Origin of the sequence: Pseudarthrobacter sp. CC12, assembly GCF_039907755.1 — a bacterium.
Lineage (GTDB): Bacteria > Actinomycetota > Actinomycetes > Actinomycetales > Micrococcaceae > Arthrobacter > Arthrobacter niigatensis.
In genome coordinates this window covers 70,466-87,318 of record NZ_JARDJH010000018.1, presented here as the reverse complement: position 1 = coordinate 87,318, position 16,853 = coordinate 70,466, and the positions used below count along the sequence as shown (strand labels likewise).

Sequence of the window (16,853 nt, the reverse complement as noted above, 5' to 3'; positions counted from 1 at the left end):
CGCCGAACTCGCCCACATCGCAGAAGGCATCCAGGACTCCGGCACCACCCGCCAGGAAGCCGCCACCCTCCTCGCCGGCTGAATGGCGGCGGCCCGGCCTGGTGCTGTTTTGGGGGGCACCAGGCCGGACGTCGGCAGGAAAGTCAGCACGGCCCGGCAAGGCTCCCGGGGCGCTGCGGGGCAACCCGCTCAGCTGTTGCCGCGCACCACGGGGATACTCGCCGTCGGCAGCCCGCTGGGGAACACCGTGGGTTCCGGCTCTGCGACTGGCTCCAACGGCAGCTGCACGGGCGTGTTGCCCACCGTCACCCGCCGGCCGCGGACATCCACCTCCAGCGGGCCGCCGTCCTGGACCGTCAAGGTGATGGATCCGGAGGCGAGCTGGACCAACAGCAGACGGCCCCGGATCTTCAGGTGGAAGGCCAGACTTTCCCACTCCGCGGGCAGGCGGGGATCGAAGTACGGGACCGGGCCTTGGTCCCGCATTCCCGCGAACCCGCATACCAGCGAACTCCACACTCCCCCGCTGGAGGCGATGTGCACGCCGTCGATCGTATTGCCATGCGTGTCATCCAAGTCGATTAACGCGGCACTGGTGAAGTGCTCCAGCGCCTCCCTCGAATAGCCCACTTCTGCCGCCATGATCCCCTGGACGCAGGCGGAAAGCGTTGAGTCACCGGTGGTGATGGGGTCGTAGAAGTCGAAGGCCCGCTGCTTTTCACCTGCGGTGAAGTCCTGCCACTGCAGGAACATGGCCAGGACGGTGTCTGCCTGCTTCAGGACCTGGTGCCGGTAGATCACCAGCGGGTGGAAGTGCAGGAGCAGCGGATACTTCGACCGGGGCGTGGTCCAGTCCCATGCTTCCAGGGTCATGAAGTCGTTGTCCTGCGAGTGCACCTGCATCCGGTCATCGAACGGCAGTTGCATGCGGTTGGCGGCAGCCTCCCACAGCTGGCGCTCCTCCTGGGTGATGCCGGCATGCTCGAGCGCCGCGGCAGCACGCAGGTTGAAGCGGGCCATGACGTTGGTGTACAGGTTGTCGTTCACCACGGCCGTGTACTCATCAGGGCCGGTGACGCCGTGGATATGGAAGAGCCCGTCCTTGCCAAAGAAGCCCAGGGAGATCCACATGCGGGCCGTCTCGATCAGCAGTTCCGCACCCATGCCGTCCCGGAACGCGGCATCCCCGGTAGCCCAGAGGTACCTGTTGGTGGCGAAGGCGATGGCGGCGGCGATGTGGAACTGTGCGGTACCGGCCGCGTAGTAGGCGCTGGCCTCGAGCCCGTTGATGGTGCGCCACGGGAAGAGGGCGCCGTCCACACTCAGTTCCTTCGCCCGGATCCTGGCCTCGGGAAGCATGCCGTGGCGGAACTCGAGGACCTGCCGGGCTCCGTCGGGGTTGGTGTAGGTGAGGTACGGCAGCAGGTACACCTCCTGGTCCCAGAAGTAGTGCCCTTCATAGCCTGAGCCCGTCACGCCCTTGGCGGGGATACCGGCCACATCGGCACGCGCCGTGGCCTGGGCAAGCTGGAACAGGTTCCAGCGGATGGCCTGCTGCAGCCCGGGCCGGCCGCCCTCCACCACGATGTCGGAGGTAGCCCAGTAGGCGCGGTAGTGGGCCATGCTCTCGGCAAAGATGCTGTCCACCGGGCTGAGGGCCTCCTCAGCCACCGCGGCCGCATCCACGTCCGGGTCCTGGATGCTGCGCCCGGCCACGTAGCTGACGCTCTTCTCCAGCCGGAAAGGCTCGCCGGCATCAACCGCCAGGACGTACCGGACAGTGCTGTGGTCCTGGTCCACCACGGTTTCAAAGGGCTGCTGCCCGGCGGAGGTCCAGTGGTCCACTGCCAGGCCAACGCGCTGCTTGGATTCAGCCGCTTCCCAGGACAAACGCAGTGACCCGTCGCCGCCGTCGAGCCGCACAGGGAGCAGCACCCTGCCGGCGTGGCGTCCGGCCCGGCGGGGATCGTGCACGGAGTGGTCTTCCACCGGCTGGTCCTGGCGGTTGATCACGGCAGAGGTGACGTCCAGGGAGATTTGCCGGTCCGCGGCCACCTCCAGCGAGATGCCCAGGCTGCCGCGGGACTCATAACCAACGGCGCGGCGTTCAGTGGTGGTCACCGTGGCGCCGGACCGGCACTGCCACGTGATGCGGCACTCGTAGATCCCGGTGGAGAAGTCGACGCTGCGCCGGTATTCCTGCACCTCCGATTCGGCGAGGGTCAGGCTTTCGCCATCCACCACCACCGCGAAGTTGTTGGCGTCCGGGATGTAGAGGATGCGCTGCCCCGTCCGGGCAAAGCCAAAGGCATTTTCGGCGTGCTTGATGTCCCAGATCTCGTGCAGGCCATTGATGAAGCTGCCCGGCAGTTCGGCATCGGCCACGGCCCAGTGGGCGCCCCGGATGCCCAGGTGCCCGTTGCCCAGGGCAAACAGGGTCTCCAGGGTTCCCGCCGCGTCGGCTTCGTAGCGCGTTTCGACGATCTGCCAGGGAGTATCGGGGAACCGGTCGCGGTCCGCGGAAATCAGTGCCATGGTTGGGGGTCCTTTTGGCCTTGCTGTGGTGCCGGACTGGCCGGCACGAAGTATTCGGGGGAAGGGTGGTACTGGGATGGGCGCTGCCGGGGAAGCAGCGGTGTTGCCCCGGGGAAGGCAACGGGGGTCCTGCGGATTTTAGGGGATGAGTTCCTGGAGGTCGTTGACCACCAGGGTGGCGCCGGCGTCGAGGAGCGTCTGGCGGCCCGCGCCCCGGTCCACGCCGATGACGGAGTGGAAGGAGCCCGCGCGTCCGGCCTGGACCCCTGACACTGCGTCCTCCACCACCACGCACTCCGGACTGGAGAGGTCCAGCAGTTTGGCTGCGTACTCGTACGTGGCGGGGCTCGGCTTGCCGGGCAGCCCCTGCTCCGCGGCCACCACGCCGTCCACCACGACCGGGAAGTGGCGGCTGAGGCCGGCGGCTTCCAGGACGGCGGGGGCATTGCGGGATGAGGAGACGACGGCGACCTTGAGTCCGCGGGCAAGCGCGGCTTCGAGGAAGCGCACCGAGCCTTCGAACGGTTCGACGCCGGCGCTCACGATGTCATTGAAGACGGCGTTCTTGCGGTTGCCCAGGCCATGGACGGTCTCGTTTGCCGGATCGTCGTCAAGGGGGCCTTCCGGCAGCGTGATCCCCCGCGAAGCCAGGAAGTCACGGACTCCGTCAAAGCGGGGTTTGCCGTCGATATGGTCAAAGTAGTCGCTTTCCCGGTACTCGGGAACCTCCGGGTGCGAGGCAAGGTAGCCGTTGAACAATTCCTGCCAAGCACGCTCGTGGACGGTGGCCGTCGGGGTCAGGACCCCGTCCAGGTCAAACAGGATTGCCGCCGCGCCGGTCCAGTCGGCGGGCTTGGCTGCAGTTTCCAGAGTCATCGGCAGTGCGGTGTCCTTTCGGTTCGTGGACAGCCGGCCCTGCCGGGACAGCCTTAAGGAAGGTACTGCTGCGCCTCATGCGCGCAGCATCACTTCCTTGTCCGCCCACTGCAGGACCGATCATGGCCGTAGACGAGTGTAAGCGCTTGCAAATTTCGCTGGCAACTGTTTTTTCGTACCCACCGATGGGGCAGTCACACAGTCAGCGCAGCACGTAGTGGCGCAGGAAGGCGCTGACGTCCACCATTTCGGCCTTGGACATGGCGTGCCCCATGCCCGGGTAGGTCCGGGCCGTCAACAGCGTGTTCTCTTCAAGCCACCCGGCGGTGTAGGCAACGGCGTCTTCGTTGATCACCAGGTCCGCCTTGTCCCGCCCCCAGAAGAACGGAGGCTTGGTGTCGAAGGAGTCCATCGCGGACAGGAGCTCGTTGTTGAGCACGAAGCCGGACAGTCCCACAACCGCTTTGTAGTCGTCCGGGTGCAGCCGCAGGAGCGTGCTGGCCATGGCCATGCCCTGCGAATACCCCATCAGGGTGACGCTGCTGTGCTGGTCCCTCACTCCGTTGATCCAGGTCCGGACCGCAGTTGCTGCGGAGATGACATCAGCGAAATCGTTTGCCAGGAAGTAGTCGAGCAGGAACCAGCCCCAGTGGTCACCGATGGGCATAGGGGCCCGCAGCGCGGCGAAGGTGAACTCCTGTGGCAAGTATTCGAACAAGCGCACCATCCGCGACTCATCCGTGCCGTAACCGTGCATCATCACCAGCAAGGGAGTGCCGGCTCGCTGGCCTTCCGGCCTGGACCACACAACTGTTTCCACTGGTCAAGCCTAACCACGCGGAAGCCGACGCCCCGCCCGGATCATTGAATCCGCAACGACCGGACGGTAGCGTGACGCTTGACAGACAGCAGGCTTAGCTTTTGGCAGTGTACGCACCACCCTCCCGTATCGCCCTACCAGCGCCGCGCAGGCCGCGGCCATAAGGAGCAAGTCATGAGAATCGGCTCATCAATCTTCCTCATCGCCCTCGGCGCCATCCTTGCCTGGGCGGTAGCCCCCGGACTGATCCCCTTTGTGGACCAGCAACTGGTGGGATACATCCTGATGGCCGTGGGCGTGATCGGACTGATCGCATCGCTGATCCTTGCCTCCCCCGGCCGCAGCCGCCGGGTCAGCGAATCGCGTTCCGTCATCGATCCCAACACGGGCGAACGCATCACCCGCCACGAGAGCCGGGACGGCGGTATCTGACCACGCCGCCACCGGGGACGGGATCCGGGCCACCACTGATGAACCCGAAAAGCCGGGCTGGACCACCACGTGTCCAGCCCGGCTTTTCCATGCCCCCGCAAAGATTCCACACCGGATCTTGTTTCATGTTGGTTTCCATTGACAAACCAACAGAACCAAAGATAAAGTCAAGTAACTCAACATCAATGTGATGCCAGTCACGCCGAAGCCGGGAACGGAAGAGGCGGGCACCCAGCAGGACCTACGCAACGGAGGGTACGTGTTCGCCGAAGAGCGCCAGCAACAGATTGCCGAGCTTGTCGCCGGCAGCGGCCGGGTCAGCGTGACCCTGCTGGCTGAGCGCTTCCGTATCACCACCGAAACGGTGCGCAGGGACCTCGCCGCCCTGGAAAACGCCGGCACGGTGCGCCGCGTCCACGGCGGAGCCGTCGCGGCGGACCGCTTCAGCACCACGGAAGAAAGCGTCACCGAACGGGCCATCCAGCGGCCGGACCAGAAGGTCCGCATCGCCGAGGCAGCACTCGCCCTCATACCCCGGAACTCATCCGCCAGCGTCCTGATGGACGGCGGAACCACCACAGAGGTGCTTGCCGACCTGCTCGCCCGCCGCGCCGCCGTCGAGCCTTCCGAGGGAACGGGCCCCCGGCACGAACTGGTGGTCATCACCCACGCTGTACCCATTGCCAGCAAACTCTCCAACGTTCCCGGTGTTGCCCTGCAGATCCTGGGCGGCCGGGTCCGCGGACTCACCCAGGTGGCCGTAGGGCAGGCAACGGTCAACGCCGCCGCCCGGATCCGCCCTGATATCGCGTTCATCGGGACCAACGGCATCCACGCCACCTTCGGCGTCAGCACTCCCGATCCTGAAGAAGCCGCCGTGAAGGCAGCCTTCGTCCAGTCGGCACGCCGCATTGTGGTGCTGGCCGACTCCTCCAAGCTGGACACGGAAACCCTGGTCCAGTTCGCCTCCCTGAAAGATCTGGACACCTTGATTACAGACAGTGAACCCGGACCTGAACTCGCAGCAGCCCTGGAAGAGGCCGGCGTTGATGTGGTGGTCGCATGATCGTCACCTTCACGGCCAACCCCAGCCTTGACCGCACCGTAGCCCTCCCCGGCCCGCTTGAACGCGGCGAGGTCCAGCGGGCCGTCTCCGTCCGGCAGGAGTCCGGCGGCAAGGGCGTCAACGTCTCCCGCGCCCTGGTGGCCTCCGGACTGGAATCCCTGGCCGTCCTCCCCGGCGCGGACAGCGACCCCGTCCTGGCCGGCCTGCGCGAAAGCGCGGTGCCCTTCGTTTCGCTTCCCATCGACGAGCCGCTGCGCACCAACGTGGCGCTCACCGAACCCGGCGGCGTAACCACCAAGATCAACGAGCCCGGCCCTGCGCTGGATGGGAACCAGCAGGAAGCCCTCATCAAGCTCCTGGTGGAAAGCTCCCGCGGTGCCGGCTGGGTGGTCCTGGCCGGCTCGCTGCCGCCCGGATTCCCCGCAGACTTCTACGCGACGGTAGCCCACCGCCTGCGCTCCTCCGCCGACGGCGCCGCCCCGCGCATCGCCGTCGACTCGTCCGGACTGCCCCTCGCTGCCGCCCTCACCGGCGGCGCGGAGGGCATGCCGGACCTCCTGAAGCCCAACGCCGAGGAACTGGCTGAGCTGGCCGCAGCTGCCGGCTTCCCCCCGGCATCCGGTGACGAACTGGAAGCGGACCCAACGGCTGCCGCAGCCGCCGCAGCCGCCGTCGTACGTTCCGGTGTGGGTGCTGTGCTGGCAACTCTCGGTTCCAAGGGAGCTGTCCTCGTCACGGCCGACGGCGCGTGGTTGGCCACGCATCCGCCGGTCGCCGCAGTCAGCACGGTGGGCGCGGGCGACTCCGCGCTGGCCGGCTACCTGCTTGCCCACGGCCGGGGCGCCGCCCCCGCCGACTGCCTTCGCCAGGCGGTGGCCCACGGGGCCGCCGCTGCCTCGCTGCCGGGTTCCACTGTTCCGGCAGTAAACCAAACCACCCCGGATGCCGTAACCATCACGGCCCTTCGAAAGGATTGACAGTGACCCAGCTCATCACCACGGACCTGGTCGAGCTCGACCAGAACCTGGGCAACGCCCCCGAGACGGTGATCCGGCATCTGGCAAGCAAGGTAGCTGCCACCGGACGCGCATCAGAAGTCGAAGGCCTCTTCGCCGATGCGTTCGCCCGCGAGCAGAAGACCGCCACGGGCATCCCCGGCGGCATCGCCATCCCGCACTGCCGCTCCGCCGCCGTCACCGTACCCACCCTGGCCATGGCCCGCCTGAATCCGAAGGTGGACTTCGGCGCCAAGGACGGGCCCGCTGACCTGGTGTTCTTCATCGCCGCTCCGGACGGGGCGGACCAGGAGCACCTCAAGCTGCTCTCCAAGCTGGCCCGTTCCCTCATCAAGAAGGACTTCACCGCGGCCCTCCGCAACGCCTCCTCCGAGGCGGAGATCGTGGAGCTCGTGGACGGCGCACTGGCGGACAAGCCTGCCGCGCACGCTGCAGCTGCCCCGGCTGACGCAGTACCCGTGGGCGCCGGCGCAGCTGTTGGTGCCGCCGCCGGCAGCGCCCATTCAGGTGCCCCGGCAGCTTCCGCAGGCCGCGGACCCAAGCGCCTCGTGGCCGTGACCGCATGCCCCACCGGCATCGCCCACACCTACATGGCGGCCGACTCCCTGGTGGCAGCCGCCAAGGAAGTGGGCGTCGACCTGCAGGTGGAAACCCAGGGATCCTCCGGCGCCAAGGCACTGGACCCCGCCGTCATCGCGGCCGCCGACGCCGTGATCTTCGCCGTGGACGTTGACGTACGCGGAAAGGAACGCTTCGCCGGCAAGCCCGTCATCAACGCCCCCGTGAAGCGCGGCATCGACGAGCCGGACAAGATGGTCCAGGAAGCACTCGCCGCAGCCGACAACCCCCACGCCCGCCGCGTCCCGCACTTCGGCGCGGAGGAGCAGGCCGAGCACGAGGCTGAGGAGAAGGGCGAGCACATCGGCCAGAAGCTCAAGAAGGCCCTGCTCACCGGCGTCAGCTACATGATCCCGTTCGTGGCAGGTGGCGGCCTCCTGATCGCCCTCGGCTTCCTCATGGGCGGCTACCTGATCACCAAGTACGCGGACAACATCGTGGTCCAGAACAGCCTGTTCAACCTGCCCACCGAGTTCCCGGACAACGCGTGGGGTCCGCTGGGCGCCTACCTGGGTGCGGTGCTGTTCAAGATCGGCGCCCTGTCACTCGGGTTCCTGGTCCCTGCACTTGCCGGCTACATCGCCTACGCAATCGCTGACCGCCCGGGCATCGCCCCCGGCTTCGTCGCCGGTGCCGTGGCCGGATTCATGGGAGCCGGCTTCCTCGGCGGCATTGTCGGCGGCCTGCTCGCCGGTTACATCGCCCACGTGGTGGGGCGCCTGCAGGTAGCCCGCTGGCTGCGTGGCCTGATGCCCGTGGTGATCATCCCGCTGTTGGCATCGCTGGTGGCGTCCGGCCTGATGTTCCTGATCCTGGGCGGCCCGATCGTTGCCATCACCAAGGGCCTGAACGCCTGGCTGTCCGGCCTGACCGGTGCCGGCGCCATCGCGCTCGGCGTGATCCTGGGCCTGATGATGTGCTTCGACCTCGGCGGTCCCGTCAACAAGGTTGCCTACTCCTTCGCCGTCGCCGGCCTGGGGGCCGCAACCATCGACAACCAGGCACCGTGGCAGATCATGGCCGCCGTCATGGCTTCGGGCATGGTTCCGCCGCTCGCCATGGCGCTGGCTTCCACTGTCCTGAACAAGAAGCTCTTCAGCCTGGCGGAGCAGGAGAACGGCAAGGCAGCCTGGCTGCTGGGTGCGTCCTTCATCTCCGAAGGCGCCATCCCGTTCGCCGCCGCAGACCCGCTGCGCGTCATCCCCGCCAGCATGCTGGGCGGCGCGGTGACCGGCGCCATCTCCATGGCTGCCGGCGTCGGATCCAAGGCACCGCACGGCGGCCTGTTCGTCTTCTTCGCCATCGACAACTTCCTGATGTTCGTCGTATCGATCGCCGTCGGTACGGTAATCACCGCCCTCTCGGTCATCGCCCTGAAGCGCTGGGCAGTCAAGAAGACCGTTGATACGGTTGAACCGGTTCCCGTAACCGTCTGATCCGGTTTAGCCACATACCTTCCCGGCGCTGAACCATCAGCACGCCGAAAGACTAAAGGAGCAAAAATGCCAGAACGCACCGCAACCGTTGCCAGCCGCGTGGGCCTGCACGCCCGCCCGGCCGCCATCTTTGCCGAGGCAGCCGGAGAATTCGACCTGGACATCACCATTGCCCGTGAAGGCGAGCCGGCCGATGAGGCCATGGATGCCGCCAGCATCCTGTCCCTCATGAGCCTGGGCGCCTCGCACGGCGACGTGGTGGTCCTCCGCGCCGAAGGTGCCGGCGCGGAGGACGCGCTGGACCGCCTGGTGCAGATCCTGGAAACGGACCACGACGCCGAGTAGCAGCCATGCTGCCTCAGGCAGCGCAACGCGAGCGGCCGCCGTCGGGCTTTCCTCCGAAAGGGAAACGTCCGACGACGGCCGCTTGGCTTTAAGCCTTGGACACCCCGCCGGGGCGGCGTGGGTCAGCCGCGCTCGGCGAGCGCCTTTACGTCCGCCACGAGCTTGTCCCACATGCCCTTGGAGTGCGCGGCAGCTTCCTCGCTGGGGTTGTTGTCCTGCGACAGCGAAAGCTTTGTGGCACCGTCCTGGTCCTCCAGCGTCCATTCGAGCGTGTGGTAGTTCTCCGGCTGGTCCGCCTGGCCGGACAACGGGCTGAAGTGGGTGTACACCAGTTTCCGGCCCGGCTCGACCGCCAGGATCCTGCCCTTGTCCTGGAAGGGCTTCCCCTCCCACTCACCCTCCCAGGTGATGGGGCTGCCAACCCTCCAGTCAGTGTGCAGGGTGGCCCCGAACATGAACTCCTTCACGGCGGCGGGGTCGGTGATCACCTCCCACACACGCTCCGGCTCGGCGTCGATGGTGGTGACGGACGTTGCTACATGGTTTTCGGTCATGCTGCAGCCTTTCTTGCCGTGAAGAGCAGGTACTCCCACTCCATCTGGAACGGGGAATCGCCGTGAGCATCACCGAAGGAATCGGCAAGGTCGGTCAGGGCCTTGTCCAGGGCCTTGACCTTTTCCTGGTCCTCGGCGAGCGACTTGTACACGGAGATGATGGGTCCGTAGTGCGACTTGAAGTACCTGACGAAGTCCCCGGGCTGGTGGAAGCTCCTGACGGCAAGGTTCTGCTTGCGGGTGCGGACGTCCGTGATCCTCCCGCCCAGCAGTTCCCGGACGTGCTCTTCGCTCCCCCACAGCGTGGCCGGAAGCGCGCCCGGCGGGGGCGGCGGAGCGAACGGCTTCAGGACGGCGAACATCTGCCCGATGAATCCTTCCGGCGTCCAACACAGCAGCCCTATGGACCCTCCCGGTTTGCACACCCGGAGCAGCTCGTCGGCCGCCGCCTGGTGGTGCGGCGCGAACATGACGCCGATGCAGGACATCACAGCGTCGAATTCCGCATCGCCGAACGGCAGGGCCTCGGCATCCCCTTCCTGCCACTCCAGGCTGACGCCCCGGTTGGCCGCTTCCCGCCGCCCCGCCTCGAAAAGCTCCGGGGTGAGGTCGCTGGCCACCACTTTGGCGCCCATCATGGCTGCCGGGATGGCCGCGTTGCCGGTTCCTGCCGCTACGTCAAGGACACGTTGGCGCGATCTGATGCCGCAGGCCTCCACCAGGACGGCTCCCAGTTCCAGGAGCATCTCGTCCGCCAGGGCGGGGTAGTCCCCCGACGCCCACATGGCCCGGTGCTTTTTCTTTAGCTCCCGGTCCGCCTCCACTGCATCGGTCTGCTGGCTCATGTCCGTGCCCCTCTACGTGTCCGGTTCATCGGTGACAGCACGCTGTTGGCACAGCGGAGGCCGTGATGCGACTCATTGTGGACGCGATGAAGGCTGCTGTAAAGGCGCTGTTGCCGGGCGGCAGGCAACCCCGTCCAGCGCAGCCGGTCACGCCGGCTTGCGGGCCCTGGTGGTCTTGGCGGCGGGCTTGGCTGCGTCCTTCGTCCCGGACGTTTTGGTGCCCGTCGATTTCCCTCCGGCGGACTTGGACGCCGTTGACTTGGCCGCAACAGACTTCGATGCCGTGGACTTGGCGGAAGCGGAGGTCGATTTGGCAGATGACCGGGCAGGTTTTGCGTCGTCCGTCCCGGTTTTCACGGCCGCCGTCCTGGACGCGGCCGCCTTGGTGCCGGAGGTCCTGCGTGCCGGTTTGGCGGGCCCAGCCTCTTCGTCTCCGGCGTCCGCCTCGTCGTCGGACGCGCCATCAGCCGAGGCGGCCTCGCCACCGCCGCGCTTTCGGTCCAGGCTGCGTTTGAGGGCCTCCATGAGGTCGATGACCTCGCCCTTGCCCCCCTCGCCGGCCTCGACGCCGAAAGTCTCCTCCGTATCCAGCGATTCGCCCTGTTCCAGCTTGGCCTCGATCAGTTGGCGGAGCTGCACCTGGTACTCGTCGGTGAAGGACCCGGGCTCGAAGTCGGCAGCCATGGATTCCACCAGGGCCGCGGACATGTCACGTTCCTGCGCGGAAATCCTGATGTCCGCCTCCAGTGACGGGAAGCTTGCCTGGCGAACCTCATCCGGCCAGAGCAGGGACTGCAGCACCAGCACATCGTCCTTGATCCGCAGGGCACCCAGCCGCGTCTTCTCCCGCAGCGCAAACTGGACAATGGCCACCCGGTCCGTGTCCTCCAGGGCCCGCCGGAGCAGCACGTAGGCCTTGGGCGACTTGGAATCGGGCTCCAGGTAATAGCTCTTCTCGAACATCATGGGTTCGAGCTGCTCGGATGGCACGAACTGCACCACCTCGATTTCGTGGCTGTTCTCGGCGGGAATGGACTTGAGCTCGTCCTTGGACAGCACCACCGTGCGGCCGTCCTCCTCGAACGCCTTCTCGATGTCCGAGTAGTCCACCACCTCCCCGCAGACCTCGCACCGGCGCTGGTAACGGATCCTGCCGCCGTCGGCGTTGTGGACCTGGTGCAGACTGATGTCATGATCTTCAGTGGCGCTGTAGACCTTCACGGGCACGTTGACCAGCCCGAACGCGATGGCACCTTTCCAGATGGCTCTCATTCATACAGTCAACATCAGTGCGGGCCGGAGGTGAAGACCCGTGGCCGGCAGTAGGGAACGTGTCCGGGTGGCGGGACGCGAATTAACGCTCACCAACCTGGACAAAATCATCTATCCGGAGACCGGCACCACCAAGGCCGACGTGCTGGCCTACTATGCCGCGGTGGCCCACGTCCTGATCCCGGCCGCGGCCAACCGTCCGGCCACCCGCAAGCGGTGGGTCAACGGAGTGGGCACCGCGGACAAACCCGGCGAGGTGTTCTTCCAGAAGGACCTGGAGGATTCGGCGCCCGGCTGGTTGCCGCGGGCGGCGATTACCCACAAGGACCGGACCATCCATTACCCGCTGGTCAATGACGCCGCAACGCTGACGTGGTTCGGCCAGATCAATTCGCTCGAAATCCATGTGCCCCAGTGGCGGGTGGATTCGCACGGCAACCAGCTCAACCCGGACCGGCTGGTGCTGGACCTGGACCCGGGAGAGGGCGCCGGACTGCCGGAATGCCGGGAGGTGGCCCTGCTGGCGCGGGCCATCCTGGAGGATGTGGGGCTGGACCCGGTGCCGGTCACCAGCGGCAGCAAGGGCATCCACCTCTACGCGGCGCTGGACGGGACCCAGACCTCGGAACAGATCTCCGCCTTTGCCCGGGAACTGGCACGCGCCCTTGAAGCGGACCACCCGGACCTTGCCGTCAGCGACATGAAGAAAACCCTGCGAAAAGGCAAGGTGCTGGTGGACTGGAGCCAGAACAATGCCGCGAAAACCACCGTGGTCCCCTACTCGCTGCGCGGCAGGCCTACGCCCATGGTGGCAGCCCCGCGGACGTGGCGGGAAATCCAGTCGCCGAAGCTCAAGCACCTGGACTACCAGGAGGTGCTGCGCCGGGTGAGCGACGGCAAGGACCCGTTCGCCGCCGTCGTCAACGCTGCGGCGGGTGCCGCCGGCCAGGAGGACCCGCACGACGGCGACCCGCGCCTGGGCAGGTACCGCTCCATGCGGGACCCGCGGGAAACACCGGAACCATTTGCGGGGATCCCCTCCGGCGGCAACAGCTTTGTCATCCAGGAGCACCACGCCAGCCGGCTGCACTGGGACCTGCGGCTGGAACACGAAGGCGTCCTGGCGTCGTGGGCGCTGCCCAAAGGCATTCCCGAGGCCGGGGACAAAAACCACCTGGCGGTCCAGACCGAGGACCATCCAATGGACTACCTCACCTTCCACGGGACCATTCCCAAGGGGCAGTACGGGGCCGGTGAGATGACTATCTGGGACACCGGCACATACCAGCTGCACAAGTGGATCAACGGCAAGGAAGTCATCGTCACGCTGGACGGATCCGAAGGCGGCGGCCTGGGCGGCAGGAAGAAAGTGGCGCTCATCCACACCGGACGCGGCCAGGGCACGGACGACGGCGGCCAGTGGCTCATCCACCTGATGGACCAGGAAAAGCAGGGTGGACGACGGCGGCACGCGGCTCCGGCGGCACAGGAACCGTCCCGGGACACCAGCGGAAAAGAGCCTGCCGTTGCCCCGGCACCAGCCATCAGCGCGTCCGCGGACCCCCTGGATTACGCACCTATGATGGCTACCGCCGGGACGGCGGCAGACCTTCAGGGAAGTGCGTGGCAGTACGAACTCAAGTGGGACGGTGTCCGGGCCCTTCTGGTAGCGGACACCGAAAAGATCCGGATCTTCTCCCGCAACGGCAATGATGTCACCAGGACCTACCCCGAGTTCACGGACCGGGCCTGCTGGCCGGAGCAGCCGTTCGTGGCTGATGGTGAGATTATCGCCGTCGGGCCTGGCGGAAGGCCTGACTTTGGCCTGCTGCAGGGGCGGATGAAACTCACCCGGGCGGCCGACGTCGCCAAAGCCCGTACGGCCATCCCGGTCCAGCTGATGCTGTTCGATCTCCTGTTCCACAACGGAGAGGACCTCCGGCGGCTGCCCCTCAGCACACGGAGGCAGCGGCTGGAGGACTTTTTTGCGCCCTCCGGCTGCCCGGTGGACCTGTCCATGGTGCTCGAGGAATCCGTGGACCTCCTCCTCGACAGCGCCCGGGAGCTTGGCCTTGAAGGGGTGATGGCCAAGCGGACGGACAGCCGCTACGTGAGCGGGCAGCGGACCAGGACCTGGATCAAGCTCAAGACGGAGCAAACCCAGGAGGTGGTGGTGGGTGGCTGGCGGCCGGGAAAGGGCGGCCGCCAGGACACCGTGGGGTCGCTGCTGGTGGGAATTCCCGACGGCGGCAAGCTGCAGTACGTGGGCCGCGTGGGTTCTGGTTTCAGCAGCCGGGAGCTTACGGAACTGCGGCAGACGGTGGAACGCCTTGGCCGGAAGACGTCGCCCTTCCACGACGTACCCCGCCCGGATTCCGCCGATGCCCACTGGGTGTCACCGGAGCTGGTAGGCGAAGTAACCTACAGCGAATGGACGGGGCCCGGCAGGCTTCGGCATCCTCGCTGGCGGGGCTGGCGCGTGGACAAGGACCCGTCGGACGTGGTGCGGGAAAGCTGACCCGGGTTTTCGACGCGCCAACCATCCCACGACGCGCAAATTACCTGGCGCCCGCCAAATTTCGGGGGCGCCAGGTAATTTGCATGTCGAGAGTGGTTCCAGGTGTCGCCTACGAGGAGTGCGGCATCTGCGGCCGGCCGGTCCGGTGGACCGCCACCACGGCGGCCTCGTGGCCCATCCGCCCACGCCCCGCGTTGCGGTCCTTCGGGTGCTGCCGCTTCCCGTAACCGTCCGGCCAACCGCCCTGCCCTGCCAGGGGGATGCCCGCCCCGGTTGCTGCGGGTCCGGGGGCCACCGGTGCGTCCATGGCTGCGGCAAGGTGGTCCGCGACCTCAGGCTTGATGTGGAACTGGCTGGATTCTTCCATGGTCTGCTTTCCTTCTTTCCCTCGTTCTTCCTTGAAACGAAACGCCAACCAAAGCGCCCGGGCGCGTGGACTACCGCCCGGAAAGAAGTGTGTTCATCGCTCTACCATAGGCACGTCAAAGGCTCCTGTGAACCCCCTCCACGGACGGTGGCGGCGGTCACTTTTAGTGCGGCATCACCGGCCAAAACAGCCCCGGAACCGGCTGTGGACGAAAAAATTCGGTAACAATCCGCTTCGTCAGCCTGCTTCCCAATGATCACGCGGGAAAACCGCCGGAAAAATCTTCGGATCACCCCCGATCCAGGGGTTCAAACGGGCGTACCTTAGGCCATCCGGCGAGCCAACGGTACTGATTTCCCGTAAAATTGAAGGCCTGCCCGGAGCGGGGCAGCTACAAGTCGCAAGCAAATGACCTCCACAGGAGTTGCCCAAATGCCCACAGACCGAAGCAGTATCCACTCTCCAGCCGGCGTTGGGAACGCCCGCGGAACCGACCCGGCAGCCCCCGCGGCTGCCAAGAAGCCCAGGCTGCTGCCGCGGCGCCGGCTCAAGGAATCCGATGTCAACGTGGTTGACCAGCCGATGCTGAAAAAGGCACTCGGCGGAACCATCGTTGGCAACACCATGGAATGGTACGACGTAGGCGTTTTCGGCTACCTCATCACCACGATGGGCCCGGTCTTCCTCCCCGAATCCGATCCCACCACCCAGACGCTGTTCCTGCTGGGAACCTTTGCCGCCACCTTCATCGCCCGTCCGCTGGGCGGCGTGATCTTCGGCTGGCTGGGCGACAAGATCGGCCGCCAAAAGATCCTGGCCACCACGCTGATGATCATGGCGGCCAGCACGTTCGCCGTCGGCCTCCTGCCCGGATACGCCCAGATCGGCCTCTGGGCTGCGGCGCTCCTGGTCCTCCTCAAGGTCATCCAGGGCTTTTCCACCGGCGGCGAGTACGCCGGCGCCACCACGTTCGTCAGTGAATATGCCGCCGACAAACGCCGCGGCTTCTTTGCCAGCTTCCTGGACCTGGGCAGCTACCTGGGCTTCGCCATCGGCGCCGCCCTGGTATCAGTCCTGCAGCTGACCCTGGGCCAGGGCACCATGGAGGAGTGGGGATGGCGCATCCCGTTCCTCGTGGCCGGCCCGCTGGGCATCATCGCCGTGTACTTCCGGAGCAAGATCGAGGAATCGCCGCAGTTCCAGGCCACCCTTGATGCCCAGGAAGAGCATGCCCGGACCGCGTCCGAAGGTGAGACCGCACAGGCCAAGGGCCCCGTCGGTATCATCAAGGCCCACTGGCGCCCCATCATCGTCGCCATGGTGGTTGTTGCCGCCGCCAACACGGCAGGTTACGCGCTGACGTCCTACATGCCCACGTACCTGACGGACTCCAAGGGCTACGACGAAGTTCACGGCACGCTGCTGACCATCCCCGTGCTGGTGGTCATGAGCCTCTGCATCCCGCTGACCGGCAAGCTCTCCGACCGGATCGGCCGCCGGCCCGTGCTCTGGATCGGCGCGGTCAGCACCATCGTCCTGGCCATTCCGGCCTTCATGCTGATCGGTATTGGACAGATCTGGTCCACCCTTGCCGGACTGGCGCTCATTGCGTTCCCCGTGACCTTCTACGTGGCCAACCTGGCCTCGGCGCTCCCGGCCCAGTTCCCCACGTCCAGCCGGTACGGTGCCATGGGCATCGCCTACAACTTCGCGGTAGCCATCTTCGGCGGCACTACCCCGTTCATCGTGGCCGCGCTGATCGGCGCCACCGGCAACGACATGATGCCCGCATACTACCTGATGGCCACGTCCCTGGCCGGTGCCATCGCCATCTACTTCCTGAAGGAATCCGCCAACCGCCCGCTCCCGGGATCGATGCCCAGCGTCGACACCCAGGCCGAGGCGAAGGAACTGGTGGCCACCCAGGACGAGAACCCGCTGATCAACCTGGACGAGCTGCCGTTCGACACCCATGACGGCACCGACCCTCACTCCCACCGCGGGGTCCCGGCCAGGGCGTAGTCCCGCCGGCCGGCCGGGCATTCTTGTAGCCCACGCTCACAGGCCCGTCCCGCGTGGTTCCTTGGGGAACCACGCGGGACGGGCCTTTGCGTGCCCGCCTGATGTCCCCTTATGACTGACCGCATATGACG

General features: G+C 66.5%; 14 protein-coding genes. 7 read left to right on the top strand and 7 right to left on the bottom strand.

The features are described 5' to 3' along the window. Positions 1-189: 189 nt before the first annotated feature. The 3 genes from PV772_RS13695 to PV772_RS13685 form a co-directional block, all read right to left on the bottom strand. Positions 190-2,535 (bottom strand): glycosyl hydrolase family 65 protein, encoded by a 2,346-nt coding sequence (locus PV772_RS13695; protein ID WP_347886495.1) that lies wholly within the window; start codon positions 2,533-2,535, stop codon positions 190-192. Between the two features lie 138 nt (positions 2,536-2,673). Continuing rightward, on the bottom strand, positions 2,674-3,411 hold the full coding sequence (locus PV772_RS13690; protein WP_347886494.1) for an HAD-IA family hydrolase: 738 nt from the start codon (positions 3,409-3,411) through the stop codon (positions 2,674-2,676). Positions 3,412-3,613: 202 nt separating this feature from the next. Continuing rightward, positions 3,614-4,231, bottom strand: a complete 618-nt coding sequence (locus PV772_RS13685; RefSeq protein ID WP_141158414.1) for a phospholipase — start codon at positions 4,229-4,231, stop codon at positions 3,614-3,616. Positions 4,232-4,405: 174 nt separating this feature from the next. Here PV772_RS13685 and PV772_RS13680 point away from each other — a divergent pair, with 174 nt between their 5' ends. The 5 genes from PV772_RS13680 to PV772_RS13660 all read left to right on the top strand — a co-directional run bounded on the left by PV772_RS13680 (position 4,406) and on the right by PV772_RS13660 (position 9,144). Further along, on the top strand, positions 4,406-4,663 hold the full coding sequence (locus tag PV772_RS13680; RefSeq protein ID WP_141158415.1) for a DUF6458 family protein: 258 nt from the start codon (positions 4,406-4,408) through the stop codon (positions 4,661-4,663). Positions 4,664-4,922: 259 nt separating this feature from the next. Continuing rightward, positions 4,923-5,729 (top strand): DeoR/GlpR family DNA-binding transcription regulator, encoded by an 807-nt coding sequence (locus PV772_RS13675; RefSeq protein ID WP_141161390.1) that lies wholly within the window; start codon positions 4,923-4,925, stop codon positions 5,727-5,729. Then, positions 5,726-6,706, top strand: coding sequence for a 1-phosphofructokinase family hexose kinase (locus PV772_RS13670; RefSeq protein ID WP_141183123.1), 981 nt, complete (start codon positions 5,726-5,728; stop codon positions 6,704-6,706). The genes PV772_RS13675 and PV772_RS13670 overlap by 4 nt, the downstream gene beginning before the upstream one ends. A 2-nt stretch (positions 6,707-6,708) precedes the next feature. After that, a complete protein-coding gene (locus tag PV772_RS13665; RefSeq protein ID WP_347886493.1) occupies positions 6,709-8,799 on the top strand; it encodes a fructose-specific PTS transporter subunit EIIC in 2,091 nt (696 codons plus the stop codon). 66 nt (positions 8,800-8,865) lie between these two features. Then, the gene (locus PV772_RS13660) at positions 8,866-9,144 is read left to right on the top strand and encodes an HPr family phosphocarrier protein (RefSeq protein WP_141158418.1); all 279 of its coding nucleotides are present in this window, start codon (positions 8,866-8,868) and stop codon (positions 9,142-9,144) included. A gap of 122 nt (positions 9,145-9,266) precedes the next feature. On the opposite strand, the gene PV772_RS13655 is transcribed toward PV772_RS13660, so the two are convergent. The 3 genes from PV772_RS13655 to PV772_RS13645 form a co-directional block, all read right to left on the bottom strand. Further along, positions 9,267-9,698 (bottom strand): SRPBCC domain-containing protein, encoded by a 432-nt coding sequence (locus tag PV772_RS13655; RefSeq protein WP_307359015.1) that lies wholly within the window; start codon positions 9,696-9,698, stop codon positions 9,267-9,269. Beyond that, positions 9,695-10,543 (bottom strand): class I SAM-dependent methyltransferase, encoded by an 849-nt coding sequence (locus PV772_RS13650; RefSeq protein WP_347886492.1) that lies wholly within the window; start codon positions 10,541-10,543, stop codon positions 9,695-9,697. Before PV772_RS13650 ends, PV772_RS13655 begins: the two co-directional genes overlap by 4 nt. A 147-nt stretch (positions 10,544-10,690) precedes the next feature. Next, positions 10,691-11,815: a Ku protein gene (locus PV772_RS13645; protein WP_347886491.1), complete on the bottom strand. Its 1,125-nt coding sequence runs from the start codon at positions 11,813-11,815 to the stop codon at positions 10,691-10,693. A gap of 40 nt (positions 11,816-11,855) precedes the next feature. On the opposite strand from PV772_RS13645, the gene PV772_RS13640 reads away from it, so the two are divergent. Then, positions 11,856-14,333, top strand: coding sequence for an ATP-dependent DNA ligase (locus PV772_RS13640; protein WP_347886490.1), 2,478 nt, complete (start codon positions 11,856-11,858; stop codon positions 14,331-14,333). 109 nt (positions 14,334-14,442) lie between these two features. Here PV772_RS13640 and PV772_RS13635 read toward each other — a convergent pair whose 3' ends face one another. Beyond that, positions 14,443-14,700, bottom strand: a complete 258-nt coding sequence (locus PV772_RS13635) for a hypothetical protein (RefSeq protein WP_347886489.1) — start codon at positions 14,698-14,700, stop codon at positions 14,443-14,445. Positions 14,701-15,132: 432 nt separating this feature from the next. Between PV772_RS13635 and PV772_RS13630 the strand changes: the two genes are divergently transcribed. Beyond that, positions 15,133-16,722 carry an MFS transporter gene (locus PV772_RS13630; RefSeq protein ID WP_347886488.1) on the top strand — a complete coding sequence of 530 codons (1,590 nt, stop codon included), beginning with the start codon at positions 15,133-15,135 and terminating at the stop codon, positions 16,720-16,722. Positions 16,723-16,853: the final 131 nt, after the last annotated feature.

What these genes read in the sequence shown, in the direction of transcription:
- PV772_RS13660 (WP_141158418.1), top strand. Translation starts at nt 8,866, where the DNA reads ATGCCAGAACGCACCGCAACCGTTGCCAGCCGCGTGGGCCTGCACGCC.
- PV772_RS13650 (WP_347886492.1), bottom strand. Translation starts at nt 10,543, where the DNA reads ATGAGCCAGCAGACCGATGCAGTGGAGGCGGACCGGGAGCTAAAGAAA.
- PV772_RS13680 (WP_141158415.1), top strand. Translation starts at nt 4,406, where the DNA reads ATGAGAATCGGCTCATCAATCTTCCTCATCGCCCTCGGCGCCATCCTT.
- PV772_RS13690 (WP_347886494.1), bottom strand. Translation starts at nt 3,411, where the DNA reads ATGACTCTGGAAACTGCAGCCAAGCCCGCCGACTGGACCGGCGCGGCG.
- PV772_RS13695 (WP_347886495.1), bottom strand. Translation starts at nt 2,535, where the DNA reads ATGGCACTGATTTCCGCGGACCGCGACCGGTTCCCCGATACTCCCTGG.
- PV772_RS13670 (WP_141183123.1), top strand. Translation starts at nt 5,726, where the DNA reads ATGATCGTCACCTTCACGGCCAACCCCAGCCTTGACCGCACCGTAGCC.
- PV772_RS13655 (WP_307359015.1), bottom strand. Translation starts at nt 9,698, where the DNA reads ATGACCGAAAACCATGTAGCAACGTCCGTCACCACCATCGACGCCGAG.
- PV772_RS13635 (WP_347886489.1), bottom strand. Translation starts at nt 14,700, where the DNA reads ATGGAAGAATCCAGCCAGTTCCACATCAAGCCTGAGGTCGCGGACCAC.
- PV772_RS13645 (WP_347886491.1), bottom strand. Translation starts at nt 11,815, where the DNA reads ATGAGAGCCATCTGGAAAGGTGCCATCGCGTTCGGGCTGGTCAACGTG.
- PV772_RS13630 (WP_347886488.1), top strand. Translation starts at nt 15,133, where the DNA reads ATGCCCACAGACCGAAGCAGTATCCACTCTCCAGCCGGCGTTGGGAAC.